At 60.8% G+C, this 25,005-nt stretch carries 21 protein-coding genes; 20 read left to right on the top strand and 1 reads right to left on the bottom strand.

Annotated features, from left to right (window positions below; genetic code table 11):
- Positions 1-67 precede the first annotated feature (67 nt).
- The 4 genes from ACSQ3J_RS21640 to ACSQ3J_RS21625 all read left to right on the top strand — a co-directional run bounded on the left by ACSQ3J_RS21640 (position 68) and on the right by ACSQ3J_RS21625 (position 3,799).
- The gene (locus ACSQ3J_RS21640; protein WP_436040159.1) at positions 68-1,195 is read left to right on the top strand and encodes a DUF3734 domain-containing protein; all 1,128 of its coding nucleotides are present in this window, start codon (positions 68-70) and stop codon (positions 1,193-1,195) included.
- A complete protein-coding gene (locus ACSQ3J_RS21635; protein WP_436040158.1) occupies positions 1,192-1,932 on the top strand; it encodes an acetoacetate decarboxylase in 741 nt (246 codons plus the stop codon). Before ACSQ3J_RS21640 ends, ACSQ3J_RS21635 begins: the two co-directional genes overlap by 4 nt.
- Positions 1,933-1,944: 12 nt before the next feature.
- On the top strand, positions 1,945-2,727 hold the full coding sequence (locus ACSQ3J_RS21630; protein WP_436040157.1) for a 3-hydroxybutyrate dehydrogenase: 783 nt from the start codon (positions 1,945-1,947) through the stop codon (positions 2,725-2,727).
- A gap of 196 nt (positions 2,728-2,923) precedes the next feature.
- Positions 2,924-3,799 carry a dienelactone hydrolase family protein gene (locus tag ACSQ3J_RS21625; RefSeq protein ID WP_436040156.1) on the top strand — a complete coding sequence of 292 codons (876 nt, stop codon included), beginning with the start codon at positions 2,924-2,926 and terminating at the stop codon, positions 3,797-3,799.
- A gap of 26 nt (positions 3,800-3,825) precedes the next feature.
- On the opposite strand, the gene ACSQ3J_RS21620 is transcribed toward ACSQ3J_RS21625, so the two are convergent.
- Positions 3,826-4,725 (bottom strand): hydrogen peroxide-inducible genes activator, encoded by a 900-nt coding sequence (locus tag ACSQ3J_RS21620; RefSeq protein WP_060506974.1) that lies wholly within the window; start codon positions 4,723-4,725, stop codon positions 3,826-3,828.
- Positions 4,726-4,834: 109 nt separating this feature from the next.
- Here ACSQ3J_RS21620 and katG point away from each other — a divergent pair, with 109 nt between their 5' ends.
- The 16 genes from katG to ACSQ3J_RS21540 all read left to right on the top strand — a co-directional run bounded on the left by katG (position 4,835) and on the right by ACSQ3J_RS21540 (position 25,004).
- Positions 4,835-7,042 carry a catalase/peroxidase HPI gene (gene katG / locus ACSQ3J_RS21615; protein ID WP_436040153.1) on the top strand — a complete coding sequence of 736 codons (2,208 nt, stop codon included), beginning with the start codon at positions 4,835-4,837 and terminating at the stop codon, positions 7,040-7,042.
- A 352-nt stretch (positions 7,043-7,394) separates the two neighbouring features.
- Complete coding sequence (locus tag ACSQ3J_RS21610; RefSeq protein WP_436040151.1) at positions 7,395-8,408, top strand: LacI family DNA-binding transcriptional regulator; 1,014 nt, start codon at positions 7,395-7,397, stop codon at positions 8,406-8,408.
- 343 nt (positions 8,409-8,751) lie between these two features.
- A complete protein-coding gene (locus ACSQ3J_RS21605) occupies positions 8,752-10,254 on the top strand; it encodes an ABC transporter substrate-binding protein (protein ID WP_436040150.1) in 1,503 nt (500 codons plus the stop codon).
- A gap of 96 nt (positions 10,255-10,350) precedes the next feature.
- Positions 10,351-11,304, top strand: a complete 954-nt coding sequence (locus ACSQ3J_RS21600; RefSeq protein ID WP_436040284.1) for an ABC transporter permease — start codon at positions 10,351-10,353, stop codon at positions 11,302-11,304.
- Positions 11,301-12,164 carry an ABC transporter permease gene (locus tag ACSQ3J_RS21595; protein WP_436040149.1) on the top strand — a complete coding sequence of 288 codons (864 nt, stop codon included), beginning with the start codon at positions 11,301-11,303 and terminating at the stop codon, positions 12,162-12,164. The genes ACSQ3J_RS21600 and ACSQ3J_RS21595 overlap by 4 nt, the downstream gene beginning before the upstream one ends.
- On the top strand, positions 12,161-12,970 hold the full coding sequence (locus tag ACSQ3J_RS21590; protein WP_060506962.1) for an ABC transporter ATP-binding protein: 810 nt from the start codon (positions 12,161-12,163) through the stop codon (positions 12,968-12,970). The genes ACSQ3J_RS21595 and ACSQ3J_RS21590 overlap by 4 nt, the downstream gene beginning before the upstream one ends.
- Positions 12,967-13,719, top strand: coding sequence for an ABC transporter ATP-binding protein (locus tag ACSQ3J_RS21585; protein WP_060506961.1), 753 nt, complete (start codon positions 12,967-12,969; stop codon positions 13,717-13,719). The genes ACSQ3J_RS21590 and ACSQ3J_RS21585 overlap by 4 nt, the downstream gene beginning before the upstream one ends.
- Positions 13,720-14,649: 930 nt before the next feature.
- Positions 14,650-16,671 carry a beta-N-acetylhexosaminidase gene (locus ACSQ3J_RS21580; RefSeq protein ID WP_436040148.1) on the top strand — a complete coding sequence of 674 codons (2,022 nt, stop codon included), beginning with the start codon at positions 14,650-14,652 and terminating at the stop codon, positions 16,669-16,671.
- 14 nt (positions 16,672-16,685) lie between these two features.
- Positions 16,686-17,183 carry a GNAT family N-acetyltransferase gene (locus tag ACSQ3J_RS21575; RefSeq protein ID WP_060506957.1) on the top strand — a complete coding sequence of 166 codons (498 nt, stop codon included), beginning with the start codon at positions 16,686-16,688 and terminating at the stop codon, positions 17,181-17,183.
- A gap of 5 nt (positions 17,184-17,188) precedes the next feature.
- Entirely contained in the window at positions 17,189-18,838 is a 1,650-nt protein-coding gene (locus ACSQ3J_RS21570) for an ABC transporter substrate-binding protein (protein WP_436040146.1), read from the top strand.
- A gap of 51 nt (positions 18,839-18,889) precedes the next feature.
- The gene (locus ACSQ3J_RS21565) at positions 18,890-19,870 is read left to right on the top strand and encodes an ABC transporter permease (protein ID WP_436040145.1); all 981 of its coding nucleotides are present in this window, start codon (positions 18,890-18,892) and stop codon (positions 19,868-19,870) included.
- 1 nt (position 19,871) lies between these two features.
- The gene (locus tag ACSQ3J_RS21560) at positions 19,872-20,762 is read left to right on the top strand and encodes an ABC transporter permease (RefSeq protein WP_436040144.1); all 891 of its coding nucleotides are present in this window, start codon (positions 19,872-19,874) and stop codon (positions 20,760-20,762) included.
- Positions 20,759-21,562, top strand: a complete 804-nt coding sequence (locus tag ACSQ3J_RS21555) for an ABC transporter ATP-binding protein (protein WP_060506949.1) — start codon at positions 20,759-20,761, stop codon at positions 21,560-21,562. Before ACSQ3J_RS21560 ends, ACSQ3J_RS21555 begins: the two co-directional genes overlap by 4 nt.
- The gene (locus tag ACSQ3J_RS21550) at positions 21,559-22,458 is read left to right on the top strand and encodes an ABC transporter ATP-binding protein (RefSeq protein WP_436040142.1); all 900 of its coding nucleotides are present in this window, start codon (positions 21,559-21,561) and stop codon (positions 22,456-22,458) included. The genes ACSQ3J_RS21555 and ACSQ3J_RS21550 overlap by 4 nt, the downstream gene beginning before the upstream one ends.
- 377 nt (positions 22,459-22,835) lie before the next feature.
- On the top strand, positions 22,836-24,008 hold the full coding sequence (locus ACSQ3J_RS21545; protein WP_060506946.1) for an ABC transporter substrate-binding protein: 1,173 nt from the start codon (positions 22,836-22,838) through the stop codon (positions 24,006-24,008).
- Between the two features lie 132 nt (positions 24,009-24,140).
- Positions 24,141-25,004 (top strand): branched-chain amino acid ABC transporter permease, encoded by an 864-nt coding sequence (locus ACSQ3J_RS21540; protein ID WP_436040141.1) that lies wholly within the window; start codon positions 24,141-24,143, stop codon positions 25,002-25,004.
- Position 25,005: the final 1 nt, after the last annotated feature.

Below are 25,005 nucleotides of genomic sequence, written 5' to 3'. Positions count from 1 at the left end.
TGCGGAACCGGACAACCCTCCAGTCGTTGTCTGTTCGCAGGTGCAGTCGTCCGAAGGAAAGCATTCAGTGAGCATACCCACAGAGAAGACCGTTCTGGTGTTTCAGGGCGGCGGTGCTCTCGGCGCCTATCAGGCTGGAGCCTACGAGGCGCTGCACGAGGCCGGTGTCCGGCCCGATTGGCTGGCCGGCATTTCCATCGGCTCGATCAATTCCGCAATCATCGCAGGCAGTCCCGTTGACCGGCGCGTCGATAATCTGAGGGCATTCTGGCACCGGGTTTCGTCGGGATTGCCGGGCCATTTCCTCGGCAATGGCGATGCGATGCGCAAATGGTTCAACGAATCCTCCGCGTTTCTGGGGTCACTCACCGGCGTTCCCGGCTTCTTCACGCCGCGCGCCTTTGCACCGTGGAAAATCCCCGGCGATCCGATGGCGGCCATCAGCCTTTACGACACCGCGCCACTCGAAGAGACGCTTTCCGGTCTGGTGGATTTCGACCTGATCAATTCCGGCGCCATCCGGCTCAGCCTCGGCGCCGTCGATGTGATGAGCGGCAATTTCAATTACTTTGACAATCACCACTGCGCCTTCTCAGCCAAGCATGTCGCCGCCTCCGGCGCCTTGCCGCCGGGGTTTGCACCGGTCGAGATCGATGGCCGCTTCTATTGGGATGGCGGCATCGTTTCCAACACGCCGCTGCAGCGGGTGCTTTCAGGCCAGGAACTGGAAACCGATCTCTGCATCTTCCAGGTCGATCTATTCAGCGCAAAGGGGCCGCTGCCGCGGGATCTTTTCGACGTCGAAGCGCGTGAAAAGGAAATCCGCTTTTCCAGCCGCACGCGGTTGAACACCGACCAGTTCCGCAAGCTTCAGTCGGTACGCATGGCCGCCAAGCGGTTGATGGAAAAGCTGCCACCGGAATTGAAGGATGATCCTGATGCAAGGCTCCTTGAAAAGATCGGCAACGATTGCGCCGTCACCATGGTGCACCTGATCTACCGGCATGCGGCCTATGAAACCGGTTCCAAGGATTATGAGTTTTCGCGCCTCTCGGTGGAAGAGCACTGGAAGGCAGGACATGACGATGTGGTCGAGACGCTCAATCATCCCGATTGGCTGAACCGCACGCGTCCGACCAACGGAATCCGGGTTTTCGATCTTGCCGAGCAACGCCTGCGTGGGAAAAAGCCATGAAAATCGAAGATGTCGTTCGCAATGCCTTTGCCATGCCGCTGACGAGCCCGTCCTATCCGCCGGGGCCGTACCGGTTCGTCAACCGCGAATACATGATCATCACCTATCGCACTGACCCCGAAGCCTTGCGCCGGGTGGTGCCAGAGCCGCTGCAATTCGATGAGCCGCTGGTGAAATACGAGTTCATCCGCATGCCGGATTCCACCGGCTTTGGCGATTATACCGAGTCCGGCCAGGTCATTCCGGTGACCTATCAGGGCGTTCACGGCGGTTATGTGCACTCGATGTATCTGAACGATGACGCGCCGATTGCCGGCGGCCGCGAGATCTGGGGCTTTCCAAAGAAGCTGGCCGAACCGTCGCTGACCCCGGTCAAGGATGCGCTGGTCGGTACGCTCGACTATGGCGGCCAGCGGGTGGCAACCGCGACGATGGGCTTCAAGCATCGTACGCTCGACAAGGCCAAGGTGCTGGAAAGCCTGAAACAGCCGAATTTCATGCTGAAGATCATTCCGCACGTGGACTGCACGCCGCGCATCTGCGAGCTGGTCCGCTATTATCTCGAAGACCTGACGGTGAAAGGTGCCTGGGAAGGGCCGGGGGCTCTGGCGCTGTTTCCGCATGCGCTGGCGCCGGTTGCCGACCTGCCGGTGCTGGAGGTCAAATCCGCCGTCCATATTCTCTCCGACCTGACGCTGGGCCTCGGCGAAGTGGTCCATGATTATCTTGCAAAATAGGGAGTTAAAACCATGAAACTCAAGGACAAGGTCTGCATCGTCACCGGCTCCGCCAGCGGTATCGGTCTGGCGATCGCCAAAAAGTATGTTTCGGAAGGCGCCAAGGTCGTCATCGCCGACCTGAAGCTCGAAGCGGCGGAAGCAACGGCCAAGGACCTGACGGCGGTGGGACCGGGCGAGGCCATGGGCCTTGCCATGGACGTTACCAGCGAAGACGCTGTCAACTCGGGCGTTGCTGTGGTCGTTGCCAAATGGGGCAGGGTCGATGTGCTCGTCTCCAATGCGGGCATCCAGATCGTCAACAAGATCGAGGATTACGCTTTCTCCGACTGGAAGAAGATGCTCGCCATCCATCTCGATGGCGCGTTTCTGACGACGAAGGCCTGTGTGCCGCATATGAAGGCACAAAAGGGCGGGGCGATCATCTATATGGGCTCGGTGCACTCGCATGAGGCCTCGCCGCTGAAATCGGCCTATGTCACGGCCAAGCACGGACTGTTGGGCCTCGCCCGCGTGGTTGCCAAGGAAGGCGGCCCGGACGGCGTTCGCGCCAACGTCATCTGCCCCGGTTTCGTTCGCACGCCGCTGGTCGACAAGCAAATTCCGGAACAGGCCAAGGAACTTGGTATTTCCGAGGATGAAGTAATCAAGAAGGTCATGCTCGGCGGCACGGTGGACGCCCAGTTCACCACTGTCGAGGATGTTGCCGAGGTGGCGCTGCTGTTTGCCGGTTTCGAGACCAATGCGCTCACCGGCCAGTCACTCGTCGTCAGCCACGGCTGGTACATGCAATAAGCAAAAACCGATCCGGCCGTGCTTTCATGGCCGGATCACTTTTGCGTCAAGTCAACGGTGTTGCCGTTGTCTAATGCCGCCACTGCCGCAATTCTATGATCCTGACCGGTGATGCTCTTGCTGCCTCTACCGGGTACCATTCACAGCGCGCCTGGATGTCCTTTGGACCGAACGGCGCCGGTTTCAGGAGGAACGCATGGAAAAGCCGCAGATCACCCAGGCGATGATCAACGCCTATGACGAGTACACCCATCTGAGCCTGGACCGGCGCGCGTTCATGCGCACCTTGACGGCGCTGAGCGGATCGGCCGCGGCCGCCGCCGCTATCGCGCCGCTGCTGGCGGCCAACAGCGCGCAGGCGGAAATCATTCCCGAGGCCGATGCGCGCGTGAAAACCGAGGATGTTACCTATTCCGGCGCCGGTGGTGATATGAAGGGCTATCTGGTGCGCCCGGCCGATGCGGCCGGAAAGCTGCCCGCCGTCATCGTTATCCATGAAAACCGCGGCCTCAATCCGCATATCAAGGATGTCGCCCGCCGTATGGCGCTGGAAGGTTTTGTGGCGCTTGCCCCGGATTTCCTGTCGCCCGCAGGCGGCACCCCGGCTGATGAGGACAAGGCCCGCGAAATGATCGGGGCGCTGGATGGCAAGCAGACGGTCGATAATGCGGTTGCAACCGTCACCTATCTGGAAGGCAACGACCTCACCACCGGCAAGGCCGGGGCGATCGGCTTCTGCTGGGGTGGCGGCATGGTCAACAAGCTGGCCGTCGCGTCGCCCGATCTCAAGGCCGGTGTCGCCTATTATGGCGCCCAGCCGCCAGCCGAAGACGTGCCGAAGATCAAGGCTGCGCTGCTGCTGCAATATGCCGGTCTGGACGACCGTATCAACGCCGGTATCGATGCCTATAAGAAGGCGCTGACCGACAATGGCAAGGATTTCACCATCCAGATCTACGAGGGCGTCAACCACGCCTTCAACAACGATACATCGGCTGCGCGCTACGACAAGAAAGCCGCCGATCTGGCCTGGAGCCGGACGGTGGAATTCTTGAAGGCCAAGGTGGTTTGAGGAATGTTTTGAGGCTGGGGTAGAACCTACCCCAGCAACGCCTTGCCAGCTTCCGTGACGAGGGCGGCCAGCGCCTGCTGATCGCTGTCGCGGCCACTGCGGTTGCGCCAGATGAGGCCGATCTGGCGCGACGGTTGCGGTTCGGCGAAGGGGACGATCCGCATGCGGTTGCGGGTTCGCTCGTCCTTGACAGCGATTTCGGGGATCAGCGTGATCCCCATGCCGTGGCTCACCATTTGCAGCAGCGTGGCCATCGAGGTAGCGCCATAATTCGCAACGCTGCGGCCCGCGGTCGAACCACAGACGGCAAGCGCCTGGTCGCGCAGGCAATGACCCTCTTCCAGAAGCAGCAGCCGGTCCATATCGACTTGGGCCTCCGAAATCGGTGAGACCAGCACGGTGCTTTCGTCATCGGCGCTGGCGATCAGGAAGCGGTCTTCGAACAAGGGACAGGATTGCAGGCTGTCCTCGCCATGCGGCAGCGCGACGATGGCGCAATCAAGTTTACCGTGCTTGACGTCGTCAACGCACCCGGTCGTTAACAGTTCGCGCAGTTCCACATCCAGTTTCGGGTAGCGCTGCCGCAGCATGGGAATGAGTTTGGGGACCAGATACGGCGCAACGGTTGGGATGATGCCGAGCCGCAAGCGGCCTTCCAGCACGCCCGTTGACTGCCGGGCGCGGTCATGCAGGGCGTCGACAGACAGGAGAATGGCCCGGATATCCGGAAGCAAAGCTTCGCCCTGCCGGGTCAAAAGCGCGCCGCTGCGGTTGCGCTCGATCAGTTTGACCTCGAGATGATTTTCCATCTCCATGATCTGTGCCGATAACGCCGGCTGGCTGACATTGACCATTTCAGCCGCCCGGCCAAAGTGCCGCGTGGTCGCCAGAGCATCGAAATAGCGCATTTGCCGGATCGTAATCATGATAGGTTTATCCTATCGATAATTCCATTAAATACAATTGGAAATTATGAATCGTATGGGGGATGTTGCGGCGGAACTAACGAAATTGCATTTGAAACAGGAGGCAGAAATGGACGCCAAAGTCGAGAAAACGGGCAAGTGTCCGGTCATGCACGGGTCGCTCACCAGCAACTCGGGCGAAGGGACTTCGAACCGTGAATGGTGGCCGAACCAGCTTAACCTCAAGATTCTTCACCAGAATTCCGCACTCTCCGATCCGATGGGCGTGGGCTTTGATTATGCCGAAGCCTTCAAGACGCTCGATCTTGCGGCGGTGAAACAGGACATCTTTGCCCTGATGACGGATTCCAAGGATTGGTGGCCGGCCGACTTCGGTCATTATGGCCCGTTCTTCATCCGCATGGCCTGGCATAGCGCCGGCACATACCGCACCGGCGATGGCCGTGGCGGTGCATCCTCGGGCACCCAGCGTTTTGCGCCGCTCAACAGCTGGCCGGATAACGTCAATCTCGACAAGGCCCGCCGCCTTCTCTGGCCGATCAAGCAGAAGTATGGCAATGCGCTCTCCTGGGCCGACCTTCTGGTCCTCGCCGGCAACTGCGCGCTCGAATCCATGGGCTTCAAGACCTTCGGCTTCGCCGGTGGCCGCGCCGATGTCTGGGAGCCGGAAGAAGACATCTACTGGGGTGCGGAACGCACCTGGCTCGACGACAAGCGCTATAGCGGCGACCGCGATCTGGAAAACCCGCTCGCAGCCGTGCAGATGGGGCTGATCTACGTCAACCCGGAAGGCCCGAACGGCAATCCGGACCCGCTGGCGTCCGCCCGCGACATCCGCGAAACGTTTGCCCGCATGGCCATGAATGATGAGGAAACCGTCGCCTTGATCGCCGGTGGCCACACCTTCGGCAAGACCCATGGTGCCGGTGATGCCGCCCATGTCGGTCCCGAGCCTGAAGGTGCCGATATCGAGCAGCAAGGTCTCGGCTGGGCCAGCAGCTACGGCAGCGGCAAGGGTGGCGACACGATCTCCAGCGGCCTCGAAGTCACCTGGACCTCGACGCCGACGCGCTGGAGCAACAACTTCTTCTGGAACCTGTTCGGCTATGAATGGGAACTGACGAAGAGCCCGGCCGGCGCCCATCAGTGGACGCCGAAGCATGGCATGGGCGCCAATTCGGTTCCGGATGCCCATGACCCATCGAAGCGCCATGCCCCGGCCATGCTGACCAGCGACATCGCGCTGCGCACCGATCCGGCCTACGAGAAGATCTCGCGCCGTTTCTACGAGAACCCGGAGCAGTTTGCCGATGCCTTTGCCCGCGCCTGGTTCAAGTTGACCCACCGCGACATGGGACCGAAGGCTCGCTATCTCGGCCCGGAAGTGCCAAGCGAAGACCTGATCTGGCAGGACCCGATCCCGGCTGCCGGTCATCCGCTGGTCGATGCGGCCGATATTGCCGGCCTCAAGGAAAAGATTCTGGCGTCCGGCCTGTCGGTGTCGCAGCTGGTTTCGACCGCCTGGGCCTCAGCCTCGACCTTCCGTAGTTCCGACAAGCGCGGTGGTGCCAATGGCGCCCGTATCCGTCTCGCACCACAGAAGGATTGGGAAGCCAACCAGCCTGAGCAGTTGGCAACGGTGCTTGCTACGCTCGAAGGCGTCCAGCGGGCCTTCAACGATGCCCATCAAGGCGGCAAGCAGGTGTCGCTTGCCGATCTAATCGTGCTCGGCGGGGCCGCAGCCGTTGAAAAGGCGGCAAAGAGTGCCGGTCAGGATGTTTCGGTTGCCTTCGTGCCCGGCCGCACCGATGCAACGCAGGAACAGACCGATATCGAATCCTTCTCGGTGCTTGAGCCGGTTTCGGATGGTTTCCGCAACTATCAGAAGGCCAGCTTCACTGTATCTGCCGAAGAACTCCTGATCGACAGGGCACAGCTCCTGACCCTGACGGCTCCGGAAATGACGGTGCTGGTCGGCGGCCTTCGGGCACTGAACGCCAACCACGGCCAGTCCCAGAATGGCGTCTTTACCACGCGCCCTGAAACCTTGACCAACGACTTCTTCGTCAACCTGCTCGACATGGGTACGGTCTGGAAGGCGGCAACGCCGGAGAAGGAGGTCTTTGAGGGGCGCGACCGGGCAACCGGTGAGGTGAAATGGACTGCCACCCGCTCCGATCTGGTCTTCGGCTCGAACTCGCAGCTGCGTGCATTGGCCGAAGTCTATGGTCAGAACGATGCACAGGGCAAGTTCGTCCGTGACTTCGTTGCTGCCTGGAACAAGGTGATGAATGCAGACCGGTTCGACCTGGTCTGATCCCGTTCATTGATACCGGTTGCTACTGTGTGAGCAGCCGGTTTCATCATGATCTACAAGGCCGGGCTCTCAAGAGGAGCCCCGGTTTTGCGCCGTTTTTCGCCGCTGACGATGGCAAGATCAAGGACCTTTTGAAGGCCGCTGCATGGCGGAAATCGGGGTCTCCGGAAATCCCCGACGCAACGGCATCCGCAAACCGCTGGTAGTCGGTTGGCACCACGCCGGCAGCGACATCTTTCCAGATACCCTTGTCGACATCTGCCTGATCGACTCTCAGATGGATTGCTGGGTGTGGGGTAGCAAGATATAGCTGATACGAGCATTCCAAACCGGAAGACTGCCGTCGAATCCCATGAAACTCAAAGACTTTGCCAAGCATCTTGATCTGTCTCCAACCACGGTAAGCCGGGCCTTGAGCGGCTATCCGGAGGTTCGCGAAAGTACCCGCAAGCGTGTTGCCGATGAGGCGTTGCGTCTGGGCTACCGCCCCAATATCAATGCAGTGCGGCTTGTGACCGGCCGGGTCGGCGCCATCGGCATCCTGATGGGGCGAGGCCGCGAAGTTCATTTCGCCGAATTCCTCAGCGGCATGGGTGAACGCCTTGGTGGTGAGGACATCGACATTCTCGTCACTCCGATTGCCGAGCATGATGCGAGAGAGGAGATCCAACTCTACAGCCGGTTGGTGGAGAGCCGGCGCGTCGATGCCATCATCGTCAATGGCCCGCGGCCCGATGACGAGCGCATCAGTCTGCTCCATCGGCTGGGCATGCCCTTTCTCGTGCACGGGCGGTCGGAAACGGCTGTTCCCTATGCCTGGCTCGATATCGACAATGAAGGGGCAATCAAGCGTGCCACCAGTCATCTGCTCGATCTGGGACATAGGCGTATCGCCATGATCAACGGCCGTCCCGGAGTGACTTTCTCCGTGCACCGTGACAAGGGCTATCGCGACGCTTTGGTGGAGCGGGGCCTGCCGTTTGACCCGAAACTGGTTGCGCACGGTAATTTTACCGACGAGGTCGGCTTCCGGTTCGCGCGATCCTTTCTCGAGCAATCGCCACGCCCGACAGCGTTTGTTGCCGGTTCTATGATGACGGCGCTCGGGGTTTATCGTGCGGCACGTTCCCTTGATCTTGTTGTCGGCAAGGATATTTCGGTCATCGCCCATGACGATGTCTTCCCTTACCTAAATGCCGACAACATGGCCCCATCGCTCTCGACGACGCGGTCGTCGATGCGTGCTGCTGGCACGCGCTCGGCCGAACTGGTGCTACAACTCCTCTCCGGCAAGCCGCCGGCGGAGATCCACGAGTTATGGCCAGTCGAGCTTATTCTTCGTGAATCCACAGGCCTGGCCCCATAGTCTTTCCTGAATGTGGGCCGGTCGTCGCGTTTTCCATTTCTGCAGCGGACATGCGCATGGCCACTGGCCTGCACCATTGCGGTCTCTTGTGGCGGCCTCATCGTGGCCGGTGGTAGCCAGGCATGCCAGATCACGCCGGTGCCTCGCAGGGCGTTCGCAGGAAGCCGCACGAAACTCGCTGCCTTGTGCTCGCGAAAAACAATCCGTGGATTTGATGTTAGTTGAAACACAATTCCCTTTAATTTCCGCAAATTAGAGCAGATGTGAATATCTTGCGTGTGTGCGGTTCGATACAATTACCGCCAGGGCGCCGTAAAAGGGCGTCGCGAAACAGGAGAATAGAATGAGCGCTTCCACAACCCGCAACTCCGGACTGGCCGCGGGACTTGCCGTTGCTCTTGCAATGAGCGTCTTCGGCCCGGCGCTTGCCGCGGAGAGCGATCCGGACGCCACGATCAACATCGGTTCGCTTTATGAGCCGCAAAATCTCGACAATACCGCTGGCGCCGGTCAGGGCATCAACGAAGCCTTCAACGGCAATGTTTATGAAGCGTTGTTCCGGCTCACGGATGCGGGCACGGTCGAGCCGTCGCTTGCCAAGGATACAAAGGTGAGCGAAGACGGCCTCACCTATACGTTCACGCTGCAGCCCGACGTGACCTTTCATTCCGGTGCGCCGCTTACGTCAAAGGATGTGAAGTTCTCCATCGAGCGCGTCACCTCCGAAACTTCCAAAAGCTCGCGCAAGAACAGCCTGAAGACCATCGCAAGCGTCGAGACGCCGGACGATGCCACCGTTGTGGTGAAACTGGCGGCGCGCTCGGTCTCGCTGCCTTACAATCTGAGCTATGTCTGGATCGCCAACGACGAGGCCAAGGACTTTCAATCGAAGGAAGATGGCACCGGCCCCTACGCACTGCAGGAGTGGCGGCGCGGCTCGTCGCTCGCCATCGCCCGTTTCGACAAATACTGGGGTGAAAAGCCGAAGAATGCCGAGGTGGTTTTTCAATATTTCACCGAAGCGACAGCGCTCAACAACGCGCTGCTGACCGGCTCCGTCGATATCATCACCTCCGTGCAGAGCCCGGATTCGCTTGCCCAGTTCAAGGATAATCCGCAGTTTTCGGTCAGCGAGGGCAAGTCCACGACGAAGCTTCTGCTCGCCTATAACGACCGCGTTGCGCCCTTCGACAATGTGAAAGTTCGCAAGGCTCTCGCCCGCGCCGTTGACGATGGGAAGCTCTTGAAGGCCGTCTGGGGCGATTACGGCACGCTGATCGGTTCCTTCGTGCCACCGACGGATGCCTGGTATGCCGATCTGACCAAGGTCGATGCCTATGATCCGGAAAGCGCCAAGGCTCTGCTCAAGGAAGCCGGCTATCCCGATGGCTTCACCTTCACCATCGATACGCCGAACTACGATCCGCATCCGATTGCAGCACAGTTTATCCAGAGCGAGCTGGCCAAGGTCGGCGTCAAGGTCGAGATCAACGTCATTACTGCCAACGAATGGTACACAAAGGTCTACAAGGCGCATGACTTCCAGGCGACCCTGCAGGAGCATGTCAACCATCGCGATATCGTCTTCTATGGCAACCCGGATTTCTACTGGGGTTACAACAACCCGAAGGTTGCCGACCTGATCAAGCAGGCGGAATCAAGCGGAACGGAAGAGGGGCAGACTGAGAAGTTGAAGGAAGCCAACACGATCATCGCGGAGGATGCAGCCAGCAACTGGTTCTACCTCTATCCGCAAATCGTCGTGTCCAGGGCCTCGGTCAGCGGCTATCCATTGAACGGTCTCAACTCGCAGTTCTTCGCCTACGGCATCACCAAGGCCGAGTAACAACTGCCACGCCGGATACTCGACACAAGGCGCCGCCCGGCATATGAATGCGCGGGCGGCGTCCGCGCATGAGAGGTCAAGACCATACTTTCCTACATACTTCGCCGCTCCGCCATCCTGGTGCTGTCGGTCATCATTGCCGCCGTCATTCTGTTCGTGCTGCTGCGCCTCTTGCCGGGCGACCCCGCAAATGCGCTGGTCTCCGTTGGCGCCGATGCGGCGCAGATCGAGGCCGCCCGCAAACAGGTGGGTTCCGACTTGCCGCTCTACGAACAATTTCTACGTTTTGCCGGCAGTCTGGCCCGCTTCGACCTCGGCAACTCCTTCGTCAGCGGTGCGCCGGTACTCGATGAAATCGGCAAGCGCCTCATCGTGACCGTACCGTTGACCCTGATGGCCTTTGCCGTTTCCATCGCCATCGCTGTTCCTCTTGGCATCCTCTCTGTCGTGCGCCAGAATCGGTGGTACGGCGCGTTGATCTCGGTCGTTTCGCAGCTTGGAATTGCCGTGCCTGTGTTCTGGATCGGCATTCTTCTGGTCACGGTGTTTGCGGTCAATCTGCGGCTTTTTCCCTCCGGAGGCTTTCCCTCGCGCGGCTGGCAGGCGCCCGGCGCCGCCGTTCAGGCCTTGGTGCTGCCGGTTGTGACCATCGCCATCGTCATGTCGGCGTCTTTGATCCGGTATGTGCGATCGGCAACCCAGGATGTTCTGGGCAGCGACTACTTGCGCACCGCGAGGGCGCTGGGCGCGACCTTCTCCGAGGCGCTGATCCGCCACGGCATCCGCAACGGCGCCGTTCCGGTCATTTCCTTGCTTGGTATCGAGCTGGCATCCACCCTGCTTGGCGCTGTGGTGGTGGAACGGGTATTTGCCCTGCCGGGCCTTGGTTCCATGCTGCTGCTCGGCATCGAACAGCGGGACTATCCGAATGTGCAGGGCGTGCTGTTCGTTTCGACATTGCTGGTGCTGCTGGTCGGCTTTGCAGCCGACCTTATCCAGCGTTTGATCGATCCACGTCTGCGTACCCGAGCTGTAGGAGGTGGGGCATGAGCGTGCCAGAACCTCTGATTTCAACTGAAAGCGTGCCGCAAAAATCGACCGTTCCCTGGCCGCTTGCCATCGGCGGACTTCTCGTTGGTCTGCATGTCGTGATCGCGCTCCTCTCGCTCGTTTGGACACCTTACGGCGTGGCCGACATGGTCGGCGGCCGGCTCGAAGGTCCTTCGTTCGCGCACTGGGCAGGCACAGACCGGCTCGGCCGCGATCTCATGACCCAGATCATGGTCGGCTCACGCATCGCGCTCGTTGTCGGCTGCGGGGCGGTTGCGCTCGGCGCCTTGATCGGTGTGACAGCCGGGGTACTCTCGGCCTTTGCCACGCGCACGCTGGATGATGTGCTGGCCGCAGCCCTGGATATCCTCATCGCTTTCCCGACGCTGCTGCTCGCCATGCTGATCGTTGCCTCCGGCGACGGGGCAAGCCTGTGGACGGCGATCCTCGCCATCGGCATCGCCGGTTCGGCCATCGTGGCGCGGTTGTCGCGCATTCTTGCAAAGCGCATCCTCGCAATGGATTACATCACGGCGGCGCGCATTTCCGGTACGTCGTGGCCGGGTATCGTGCGTATCCATGTCCTGCCGAACATCTGGCCGACGCTCGTTGTCAATTTCGCGCTGCAGTTCGGATTGGCCATCATTGCCGAGGCATCGCTGTCCTATCTGGGGCTCGGTGCGCCGCCGCCGAACGCCTCCTGGGGCCGGCTGCTGCAGGAGGCGCAGGCATCCGTTTATACCGCCCCCTTCGGCGCCATCGCCCCCGGCCTTGCGCTGGTCTCACTGGTCATTGGTCTCAATCTCTTTGCCGACGGCCTGCGTGAGGTTGCGGATCCGACCCGAAGGAGAAGCCGGTGAACGCCTTACTGTCAGTCGAAAATCTGGAGATTCGTACGCCTGGACGGACGCTTGTTTCCGGCATTTCCTTTTCGATCGCCGCTGGCGAGCGGGTCGGGCTCATCGGTGAATCCGGGTCAGGCAAATCGTTGACGGCGCTGGCCATGCTGGGCCTCCTGCCGGAGCCGATGCGGGTTGCCGGCTCAATTCTGCTGGACGGTCATCAGGTGATCGGTACACGCGATCGCGATCTCGTGCCATTGCGTGGAACGGGCGTCGCCGTCGTGTTTCAGGAGCCTATGACCGCGCTCAATCCGCTGATGCGGATCGGTCACCAAGTTGGGGAAGTGGTGCGCCGCCGGGCCATGCGCGACGGAATCGCTTGCGGCAGGGAAGAGGTATCGCGGCGAGTACTGGGACTTTTGGAACGCGTTGCGCTTCCGGAGGCGGATCGTATTGCCCGCGCCTTCCCGCACGAGATTTCTGGCGGCCAGCGTCAGCGTGCGGCCATCGCCATGGCACTCGCCTGCCGGCCGAAGCTGCTGATTGCCGACGAACCCACCACCGCGCTTGATGTCACCACACAGATGGAAATTCTGAAACTGCTGGAAGGCTTAGTTCAGGACGAGGCGATGGGGCTGCTTTTCATCAGCCACGATCTGCCAGTTGTGGCGAACATCGCCACCCGCGCGCTGGTGATGCGCGGCGGCAGGCTGATCGAGGAAGGGCCGGTCGCGACACTCTTCAACCGGCCGGCACATCCCTATACCGAAAGTCTGGTCGCCGCCGCTCGTGCGTTCGATGCGGCGCTGGAGATGACGCAATGACCCTTCTCGATCTTACTGGCGTTTCCTTCGCCTATGGCGGCGGCAAGACTGTTTTGCAGGGCATAGACCTGTCCATCCGTGCAGGAAACAATCTCGGCGTTGTCGGCGAATCCGGTTCCGGCAAGACGACACTTCTGAAGCTGCTGCTTGGGCTGGAGCGTGCCTCCGCCGGCACGGTATCCTTTCGCGGCCAAAGCCTCGACACCGACAACCGCAGCTTCATGCGCGGTTTTCGCCGTAGCGTACAGGCCGTTTTCCAGGATCCATATTCATCACTAGACCCGCGCCAGCGGGTCTTCGACATCATAGCGGAGCCATTGCGCTCGCTGAAAATCGAAACCGACATTACCAATGCTGTGACTGAGGCCTTGCGGGATGTTGATCTGCCAGCAGATGCGGCCGGACGCTATCCGCATGAATTTTCCGGCGGCCAGCGCCAGCGTATCGCAATCGCGCGCGCAATCGTCGCCAAGCCTGACCTCATTATCGCCGACGAGGTGGTCAGCGCTCTCGATCTGTCTACCCGCACCCGAATCATCGACCTCATGCGCACTCTCTCGTGCCGGATGACTTTTATCGTCGTCTCGCATGATATTGCCCTGGTGGCGCTGCTTTGCGAGCAATTGGTGGTGCTGGAAAAGGGCCTGATTGTCGAAAAGGGCGCCACGCGCGACCTGCTTGCCCGTCCCGCGCATCCTTATACGCAAAAGCTGCTTGCGAGCATGCCGAGAATGCCGGTGCCTGGCTGATAGGCCGGCACCGGCCGGCCCTGGCCTGAGGTCTGAAGCTGGCTTTGAGGAAAAGCGCATCATCCTTCTTACCACTCTATTGCCCCGCCCGGTTTGTCGGGCCTCTACACGGTGTTGAGGATCACTATCCTGAATGACGCCGCGCGTGCCGGATGGGCGCCAAATTCACGCCTCGCGTTGTCGATGTTGAGGCCGCCATGGCCAATAGAGCGAGACGCTAGCCCGGAACCGTGAAATTCTCGGCCTCTTTCTACGGGGCTATTTTCATGGGGCGTCAGGCCTGCTTCAGGCTTGTCACAGCTCTTGTCAGTACCTGCGTCTTCAAGGCGATTGATATTCAAGCAGGATTCACAACGGGCAGGACTTCTCCGGTTGATAACCTTGTAATTTCGGCATGAAAATTTCGCGCGGAAAACGCCAATTAGAGAAAATTCATTTCATATTAAAGTGCTAATGGAGAAAATTATATTGACTGCGAAGGAATTCTACGCATCATTTGGAAAATAAATTACGCCGCTCGGCGATGACATATAACGGGAACATACGGGTTCAGAGCATGAGGGAATACGGTTCAGCAGGGCGCGCGCCGCGACAGGCGCCAGCACGCCTCGGCTGGACGGTGTGTGCTTGGGCCCTTTTCGGAGCAGACTGACATGCCCATTCTTTTAGCCCAACTTGCCTCCAGGGCAGGTATCTCATCGTGCGCCGCCGTCGAGATCGGGGCTGTTTGGCGTTGAAATCGCTCATCCCCCTCCAAGCGGGATTCCAGTCGGTCTCCCCAGCGATCACGCATGCCGCCTTGCCGAATTTCTCCCTGGCTAAGGCGGGCAGGGGGCCGTCCAAACGCGGCCCCCTGTACCTGCGGGGCGCCGGCCTGCTCGCACCGAAGCCAGCCTGCGTGACCTGTTTGACGATCAAAGGAAAGACCTGATGACTGTGCCTTCCGAGCCCAACCTCTCCCTGCTTTTCGAAACGTTCTGGACGCCGGCTGCCGGCGAAGAGGCGCCGCTCTATACGGTGCGGCTGACCAATCTCGGCGCGACGCCGTTGGCAGATTTCGTGCTCTGCTTCAGCGGCCCGGGCCGATTGCAGGCGACGGCGGCAATTCAGAATGGGCGGCTGGTGCGGCGCTTTTCCAACCACAGCACGATAGCACCGCCGGACGGCTTCGTGCTATTGCCTGGCGCAACCTGGGAGGCGAGCAGCCGCCAGCTCTCCTATCCATTGCGCCACTGGAGCGACGGCGCGCACAATGCCTATGTGGTCACCGCCGAAGGAACGATCCTGCCGGCGCGTGTGCTGCCAACCATCTCCACGACCGTGGACAATGCACCGCGCCGTGGCACTGCCCGCGCGCCAGTCCCGTTCAATCCGCCAGAGCCGCTGTCCATCCTTCCCTGGCCGAAGGATGTCCGGGGTATCGCAGGTGGACAGGTGCCGCACGGGCTTGCCCTTGGCACTGGATCTGCAGCAGCGGTTGAGGCGGCCGACGCCTTCGCGGACATCACGGCGCGGCTTTTTCCCGGCGAAGGGTTGGTACGGGACGCGCATCAGGGCGGTTTGACAGTGCGTTTTGCCGAACGGGCAGGTGAAGCGGAGGCCTATCGCCTCGACTTTGCAGCCGATGGTGTGCGGGTCACTGCCGCCACGTCTGCGGGCTTCCTCTATGGCCTCATCACCCTCGGTCAAATTCTTCGCGGCGCGCGGCGCCAGCCGGCGACCTTCCTCTTCCCCGTGGCGGGCGCGATCGAGGATGCTCCGCGCATGGACTTTCGCGGCTGCCATCTCGACGTGGCGCGGCAGTTTTATGCGGGCGCGGAGGTCAAGCAATTCCTGGCAGTGCTCGCCTGGAACAAGCTCAACCGCTTCCACTGGCACCTCACCGACGACGAGGCTTGGCGCATCGAGATCGCTGCCTATCCGCACCTGACGGAAAAGGCCGCCTGGCGTGGGCATGGCCTGTCTGTGCCGCCGCTCTTAGGGTCCGGGCCTTTCGCCACTGGCGGTTACTACACGCAGGCCGAAGTGCGCGAGATCGTGGCGCTTGCCGGGCGTTACGCCATTGCAGTCATCCCGGAAATCGATGTTCCCGGCCACAGCTTTGCTCTGCTGCAGGCACTGCCTGAACTGCGTGACCCCGATGAGACCGGCGAATATGCCTCCGTGCAGGGCATGCCGAACAATTGCCTCAACCCCGCCCAGCCGAAGGCGATCGCCTTCATGGAGACGGTGATGCGGGAACTCGCCGGGCTCTTTCCCGCCGGCATCCTGCATGTCGGCGCCGATGAAGTGCCTCTCGGGGCCTGGTCCGGTTCGCCGATGGCGCTCGCCATGCTCGCCAGCCTTTCCGGCGAAGACGCGGCCAGGAGCCACGCGCGGCAAAACAATATGGAGACCAACCAGGACGGCGCGGACGATATTGAGAACGCGCCGACTGCCGTGCTGCAAGCCGCCTTCCTGCGGCAGGTGCATGAAAGCGTGCGTTCGCTCGGCTGCGTGACCGGCGGCTGGCAGGAGGCGGCGCATGGCGACGTGCTCGACAAGGGATCGTCCTACCTGGTCGGCTGGCGTGACGTGCCGGTGAGCGCCCGTCTTGCTGAGGCGGGCTATGACATGGTCGTATCTCCGGGGCAGGCTTATTACCTCGACATGGCCCAATCCGCCGACTGGAACGAGCCCGGCGCCGGATGGGCAGGCTCCCCGTCTGCGCGCGACACCTACGATTTCGATCCGGTCCAGGGTTGGACAGTGGAGCAGCTCACGCATTTCAAGGGCATTCAAGCCTGTATCTGGAATGAATCCATGGCCGATCGCGGCGTCTTCGACCGCCTCGTCTTCCCGCGCCTCTCGGCCATAGCGGAGACCGCCTGGACGCCGTGGGCACAGAAGGACTGGGACCGTTTCATCGTCAATGCGGCGCTGATGCCCAACCTCTATGGCCACTGGGTCTGACGGAGAGCGAAGCGATGCCCGATCTTCTTGTCAACCTCCATTCCCAAAAGTTCAAGGCGCTTGCCGGGTTGCCACCAGTCGCGGGCGTCGCGATCCGCGCGGCGCTGGCGCCGGAAATGGCGCTCGTCGTCGATTGGGTACGCGAGAACTTTTCCGACAACTGGGCAAGCGAGGTGACTGTCGCCTTTTCGCGTCGGCCGGCCGCGTGTCTCATTGCGGTGTCGGAAGGACAACTCATCGGCTTTGCCTGCCATGACATTGTGGCGCGTGGCTTTTTCGGCCCAACGGGCGTGCATCCGGATGCACGCGGCAGGGGTGTCGGCGTGGCTCTGCTGGCCGCCGCGTTATCGGCGCTGAAGGCGAATGGTTATGCCTATGCGGTGATCGGCGATGCCGGGCCGGTGGATTTTTATGCACGTACGGTCGGTGCAACACCGATCCCTGCGGAGGACAAGGGTGTCTACGAAGGCATGTTGCGCCGACCGAAATCTGACAGAACGAGAGAGGAGTGAGTGAAATGAAATTCCATACCCTGACGGCCGTTGCGGCCCTCATGCTCGGTGCGGCGCCTGCCGCCGCCGAAACCGTCCTGACCGTGAATATCGAGCCCGCGACGACATGGGTGCGCAACTTCAACCCCTTCAACCAGACGTCGGCGCGCCAGAGCACGCTCGACTTCATTTATGAGCCGCTGGTCGTCTTCAACCAATTCGACAGCAACAAGCCGGTCTTCCGTCTTGCCGAGACTTTCAAGCTCGCCGACGACCTGAAGAATATCGAATTCAAGCTGCGCGCCAACCTGAAATGGTCAGATGGCCAGCCGTTGACCGCTGAGGACGTGAAGTTCAGCTTCGACCTCGTCAAAAAATTCCCTGCACTCGATTTCGTCAGCATCTGGACGCAGATCGATGGCGTCGAGGTTGTCGATCCGCAAACCGTGCGCTTCACCATGAAGCAGCCGACGTCGATTGCCGCGGAGACGCTAGTGCAAATCCCGATCGTGCCTGCGCACGCCTGGAAGGATATTGCCGATCCGGTCACCTTCTCGAACGAGACCCCGGTCGGCAGCGGCCCGATGACGGAGATCGCCCGGTTCACTGGCCAGACCTATGACCAATGCCGCAACCCTAACTATTGGGACGCAGCGACCCTCAAGGTCGGTTGCATGCGCTTTCCGCAGCTGGCCGACAACAACCAGATTCTGACTGCGACGGTGGACGGCACGCTCGACTGGGGCGTCTCCTTCATTCCTGACATTGAGAAAGTCTATATCGCCAAGAACCCGGAGCACTTTCACTACTGGTATTCGCCGAGCAGCATGGTGGCGTTCGTCTTCAACCAGGAGAGTGCCAATGCCGACAACCGCAAGGCCTTTTCGGACCTGAAGTTCCGCCAGGCGGTTTCCATGGCGCTCGACCGGCAGGGCATGGTCGATATCGCCGGGTACGGCTATCCGACGTTGAACCAGGATCCGGGACTGATGGGCGAGCTTTACAAGGCCTGGGCCGATCCGGCGGTGACGGCCGAGTTTGGCAAGTTCGCGACCTATGATGAGGCGGCGGCTACGGCCCTGCTTGACGAGGCGGGGTACGTCGACAAGGACGGCGATGGCATGCGCGACAATCCCGATGGCACCCAGATCGCCTTTTCGGTTATCGTGCCATCGAGCTGGACCGACTGGATCGACACAGTCAACATTGCGATCGACAACATGAAGGCGGTCGGCATCGACGCAAAGATCGAGACGCCGGAAGAAGCCGTCTGGAGCCAGAACCTGATTTCCGGCAAGTTTGATGCCGCCATCAACAGCCTTCCGGCCTCCGCCTCACCCTACTATGCTTACAAGCGCGCCTTCACCGAGGCCGACAAAGGCAAGACGCGCTTCACCTCGCAGCGTTGGTTCAATGCGGATGTTGAAAAGCTGATCGGTGAGTTCACCCATACGGCCGATGCCGGAAAGCAGAAGGAAATCATGAATTCGGCGCAGCGCATCGTTGCGGAGAACCTGCCGCTGATGCCGGTGTTCAACAATCCGAACTGGTACCAGTACAACACCGCCCGGTTCACAGGCTGGTCGACGAAGGAAAATCCTTTCGCCAACCCGTCGATCACCAAGAATAACCGTGCGCGTCTGCTGAACCTTCTGGCTCTTCAGCCGGTCCAGTGATCCGTTTATAGAGGAGGCGGGGACCGTAACAGGCCCCGCCAGTTCCAAACAATGCCCTTTCTGCTCCGCCGCATCCTGTTCTATCTGGCTGCCTTCGTTGCTGCGGCAACGATCAATTTCTTCCTTCCCCGCCTGATGCCCGGCGATCCGGTGGCGCTGATGTTTTCCTCGGCTGCCTCGGAATTGCCGCCGGAAAGCCTGGAAGCCCTGAAGCTTACGTTCGGTTTCGTCGATGGGCCGCTCTGGAAGCAGTACCTCACCTATCTTTCATCCATTTTCACGGGCGACCTCGGCGTCTCGGTGAAATATTTCCCGCTGCCGGTAACGGATCTGCTCGGGCGGGCGCTGCTGTGGACTGTCGGCCTGGTCGGCACGGCGACGCTTGTCAGTTTCGTGCTCGGCAGCTTCCTCGGCATGGTGGCGGCCTGGCGCCGCGGCAGCCGTCTCGACGTGGTGCTCTCGGTTTCGGCGATTTTTGCCACGTCCATTCCAGCGGTCGTCACGTCGCTCGTCGCGCTGTTCGTCTTCGGCTTCACGCTCGGATGGTTCCCCACCGGTTATGCGCATGACCCGGCGCTCGACCCGTCCTTCAGCTTCGCCTTCCTCGCCAGCGTTGCCCACCACGCCATCCTGCCGCTCATCACGCTCTGCTTCGTTTTGACCGGTGGTTTCACCGTGACCATTCGCAACAACATGATCAATCTGCTTGGGCAGGATTATGTGGTGATGGCCCGCGCCAAGGGGCTTTCCGACCGGCGCGTCATGGTTTGGTATGCGGCACGCAACGCGCTGCTGCCGACGGTCTCGAGCCTAGCCATTGCGCTTGGCACCGTGCTCGGCGGCTCGCTGGTGACGGAGGTGGTGTTCAACTATCCCGGCCTCGGCAACACGCTCTACCAGGCGATCCTTGCCCGCGACTATCCGGTCATCCAAGGCCAGCTCCTCGTCATGACCGCCGCCATGCTGGTCTCCAATTTCATCGTCGATGTCAGCTATGTGCTGCTTGACCCGCGTCTAAAGGGGAGTGGCTGAGATGGGCCAGCTCTGGATCGGCCTTCGCCGCAATCGCAAGGCATTTATCGGCCTTGCCATCGTGCTCTTCATCGTGCTGGTCGCGCTCGCCGCGCCGCTCTTGACAGAGTATAATCCGGCCGCCCGCACGGGCCGCCCGCACCAGCCACCCTCGGCCGAGCACATTCTCGGCACGACGCGCCTCGGGCAGGACGTCTGGGCGCGTCTGATCTACGGCGCGCAGACCTCGCTTGCCGTGGGCTTTGCCGCAGGGCTTCTCATCACGGTTGTCGGTACGACACTCGGCATCGTCGCTGGCTATCGCGGCGGCAAGACGGACGAGGTGATCAGCTTCTTCACCAACATGGTGCTGGTCGTGCCGAACCTGCCATTGCTGCTCGTCATCGCCTCCTTCGTCGGACAGGCGGGGCCGATGGTCATCGCGCTCATCCTCGGTCTGACCTCCTGGGCCTGGGGAGCGCGTGTCACGCGGGCCGAAACGCTCTCCGTCAAGCAGCGCGATTTTGTGAAAGCCGCCGAGATGATGGGCGAGCCGCAATGGCGCATCATGGCGTTCGAAATCCTTCCGAATGTCTTTTCCATCGTCGGCATCAATTTCATCGGCAGCGTCATCTTCGCGGTCATCACTGAGGCAACGCTGGAATTCCTCGGGCTCGGTGATCCCAACGTGATCTCCTGGGGCACCATGCTCTACAACGCCCAGAAGGCCTCGGCGCTATCGGTCGGCGCCTGGTGGGATATCCTCGCGCCATGCCTGGCGCTGGCGCTGCTCGGCATCGGCCTATCACTTCTCAACTTCGCGGTGGACGAGATCGCCAATCCGCGGCTGCGCACCGGCGGGCGTCTCGCCCGCTGGACAAGCCTCGTCAAATCCGGGGAAGGACGCCTGTGAGTGATACTCTGCTTTCCGTCAGCAATCTGACGATCGACTATATTGGCGCAGAGACGGATTTCCGCGCGGTGGACGATGTCTCGTTCGACGTCGCGCCGGGCGAGGTTTTCGGGCTCGCGGGCGAATCGGGCTGCGGCAAGAGCACGATCGCCTTTGCCGTCAGCCGGCTGCATGCCCCACCGGCACTGATCCGCAAGGGCAGCCAGATCCGCCTTGCTGGCCGCGACGTGCTCGGCCTTAACCGCAAGGACCTTGCCGATTTCCGCTGGCGGGAGGTGGCGATGGTGTTCCAGAGCGCCATGAACTCACTGAACCCGGTGCTGCGGATTGAAGAGCAGTTCTATGACGTGCTGCGCACCCATACGGGCTGCACGCGCAACGCGGCGCGCGACCGCACCGCTGAGATGCTGAAGCTTGTCGACATCAAACCGGAGCGCATGCGCGACTATCCGCACCAGTTCTCGGGTGGTATGCGGCAGCGCATCGTCATCGCTATCTGCCTGGCACTTGATCCCAAGCTTGTCGTCATGGACGAGCCGACGACAGCGCTGGACGTCGTCGTTCAGCGCGAGATCCTCCAGCGCATCGACGAATTGCGCCGTCAGCGCGGTTTCTCGGTTCTCTTCATCACCCACGACCTTGGCCTGATGGTGCAGTTCTGTGATCGCATCGGTGTGATGTTGTCGGGCAAGATGGTGGAGCAAGGCCCATCGGAAGCGATCTTCCGTGCGCCGCAACACGATTATACGAAGAGGCTCTGGGCCTCGTTCCCCTCACTCAAGGGAGGTGTGCTCGGATGAACGCCCCGCTTCTGCGCTTTGACAATGTCAGCAAGATCTTCGGCAGTCCGGCAGGCGGGGTGCACGCCGCGCGCGCCGTCAATTTCTCGCTCCATAGCGGGCGAGCGCTTGCCCTCGTCGGGGAATCGGGCAGCGGCAAGACGACATGCGCCCGCATGGCCATGCTCGAATACTTGCCGTCGGGCGGCCAAGTCCTGTTCAAGGGCGAGCCGACGGCGGCGCGGCGCGGCCGCGATCTTGCCGCCTACCGGCAGGCCGTGCAGATGATTTTCCAGGATCCCTTCGCCTCGCTCAATCCCGCGCACACCATCGCCTATCACCTGAAGCGTACCCTGCCCCTGCATCGCCCGGATATCCGCTCGGCGGATCTGGATGCGGCGGTCGAATTACAACTTGCCGGCGTCAAGCTCGACCCGGCGCTCGTCGCGCCGAAATATCCGCATGAGCTTTCCGGCGGTCAGCGCCAGCGCGTCAATATCGCCCGTGCGCTTTCGGCCCGGCCGCAGATCCTCGTCGCCGACGAGCCGACCTCGATGCTGGACGTATCGGTGCGCCTCGGCGTCTTGAACCTGCTGAACGAGATGAAGACGAAGCGCAATCTCGGCCTGCTCTACATCACCCACGACATCGCCACCGCCCGCTACGTGGCAGAAGACATCGCGGTCATGTATAGCGGCCAGATTGTCGAATGGGGCGCTTGCAGCGCGGTGATCGACAATCCGCAGCATCCCTATACGAAGCTCCTGCTTTCGGCCGTGCCCGACCCCGAGCGCCGCTTCTCCGACGCCGCCTCGCGGATCGATCCAGGCGCGGTGGAGGCCGTTCGCCGCATGGCGGCAAAGGAACAGAGCACAATCGTCAAGGCGGCCGAAAACCACTTCTCGCTTGCGATCTAACCCGGCGCGCCGGGGCTTGGCAGCGCCCTGATCAGAAATCCGCAGTGCTATCATGCACGCCGAATCGAGACCTTTTGGGTCTCTTCCGTTCGGCGTGCTCCCTTTTTTCGCAGGGGGTAAAAGAAAAAACTCTGCCAATCTGCCCTTTCAGGCTTAAATTCGGTGATCGGCAGATTTAACAGTGCTCCTCGAGCGAGATGTCGAGAAACGCGGCTAAAAGTCCCAAACCGTCTCGATCCATAATCATATGCATATGAAATCCCGTTTGATATTTCATTTTACATTACCATTTGGCATGACAAACTGAGACCAGCTGTTGTGTCAGTCATCATGTGCCGGTTCTTTGGGAGCATGCCGGTCATTCAGGGAGGAGAGTTATGAAACGGGCCATCATCGCCGCGTTCGCGGCCATCATCATGGGCAGCGGTGCCTATGCCGACACGATCAAGATCGGCGTTGTCGGCCCCTTCTCCGGGCCATTTGCGTTACAGGGCAAGAACTTTAAAGCCGGCATCGACGCCTATATGGCGATGAACGGGACAACGATCGGCGACGACACAATCGAGATCATCTACCGCGACCTCCCGGCAGCCGACCCTGCGCAATCCAAGGCGCTGGCGCAGGAACTGGTGGTCAAGGAAAAGGTGCAATATCTCGCAGGCTTCTACTTCACGCCGGATGCCATGGCCGTCACGCCGATCCTCAAGCAGGCAAACGTGCCACTGGTCGTCATGAATGCTGCGACGTCGGCAATCGTCACCAAAAGCCCGCTGGTCGTGCGCACCTCCTTCACCACCTGGCAGACTTCCACGCCGATCGCCAAGGTCGCGCATGACGCAGGCGTTGCCAAGGTTATCTCCATCGTCAGCGACTATGGCCCGGGCATTGACGCCGAAAACGCATTCAAAGCCGGCTTCGAGAAAGAGGGCGGGGCTGTCATCGAGGCGATCCGCATGCCGCTGTCCACCAATGACTTCAGCCCGATCATGCAACGCATCAAGGATTCCGGGGCACAGGGCGTTTTCGCCTTCCTGCCGTCTGGCCCAACGACGCTTGGCTTCGTCAAGGCCTACAATGAAAACGGTCTCAAGGCTGCGGGCATCAAGTTTTTCGCGCCCGGCGACTTGACGCAGGAATCCGACCTGCCGGCTCTTGGTGATGCCGCCCTCGGTATCCAGACCACGTTCCACTATGCGGTTTCCCACGATTCTCCGGAAAACAAGGCCTTTGTCGAAGCGGCTTCCAAGGCAATCGGCAATCCGGCCGAGCTTTCGTTCCCCTCGGTTGGTGCCTTCGACGGCATGAACGTCATCTACAAGATGATCGAAGCGACCGGCGGCGAGCAGGATGCGCAAAAAGCGGTCGATGCGGTCAAGGGCCTCTCCTGGGTCAGCCCGCGCGGCCCGGTTTCAATTGATCCGGAATCGCGCCACATCACGCAAAACATCTATCTGCGCGAAGTCACGAAGGCAGATGACGGTACCTATTATAACAAGGAAATCCAGACGTTCGAAAAGCAGGGCGATCCCGGGCTTGCGGCCATCAAGTAGACCGCTAAAGCACATCGTATCGGTGCGTAACGAGGCAGACCGCACCGCCTGTACCTTGCACCATTTTCTTGCGATAGCGGGGGAAGGGAGGATACTCCCATCTCCCGCATACAACCGGATGGACATCGCGCGATGCAGACAGTCTTCAGCATAGCCATCGACGCATTTGCCTATGGCATGGTGCTCTTCGTCATTTCAATCGGCCTTTCCGTCACCATGGGCCTGATGCGCGTCGTCAATCTGGCCCATGGCGCCTTTGCCATGATCGGCGGTTACATCGCCTCCTATGCGGCACAGAATCTCGGCCTGGGTTATGCGGTGGCCGTTCTCCTTGCCGTTGTCGGCACGGTGATCATAGCCATTCCGATCGAACGGCTGCTCTACCGGCGAATTTACGGCGCACCGGAGTTGACGCAGGTCTTGATGACCATCGGCATCACTTTCTGCATCATCGGCATTGCCAATTATGTCTTTGGCCCGACGCTGAAGACGATACCATTACCTCCGGAGTTGCAAGGTTCCGCTGACCTCGGTTTCCGCTCGATCGCTGTGCACCGCCTGTTTGCTATCGTCTGTGGTCTGGTTGTCGCGGGCGGCCTTTGGTATGCCATCGAAAAAACGGCGTTCGGCGTCAAACTGCGCGCCTCCGTCGATAATGCCTCCATGGCCGCTGCCCTCGGCGTGCGCACGGAAATCATCTATGCGGTGAGTTTTGCTGTTGCGGTGGGTCTTGCCGCCTTCGGCGGCGTACTGGGTGCAGAGCTTCTACCCGTCGAGCCCTATTATGCGCTGCGTTACATGGTGACCTTCCTGGTCGTCGTTTCCGTCGGCGGCGCCGGCTCCATTCCCGGCGCGCTTCTCGCCTGTCTCCTGCTGGGCGGCATCGATACGACCGGCCGCTACCTCATGCCGGAATTTGGCGAATTCTTCTTCTACCTCGCGGTCATCGCCATCATCTGTGTTTTCCCGCGTGGCCTTGCCGGGCGGGCACGCTAGG

The organism is Rhizobium sp. LjRoot98 (assembly GCF_964252935.1).
Lineage (GTDB): Bacteria > Pseudomonadota > Alphaproteobacteria > Rhizobiales > Rhizobiaceae > Pararhizobium.
This window is presented reverse-complemented; position numbering and strand designations above follow the sequence as displayed.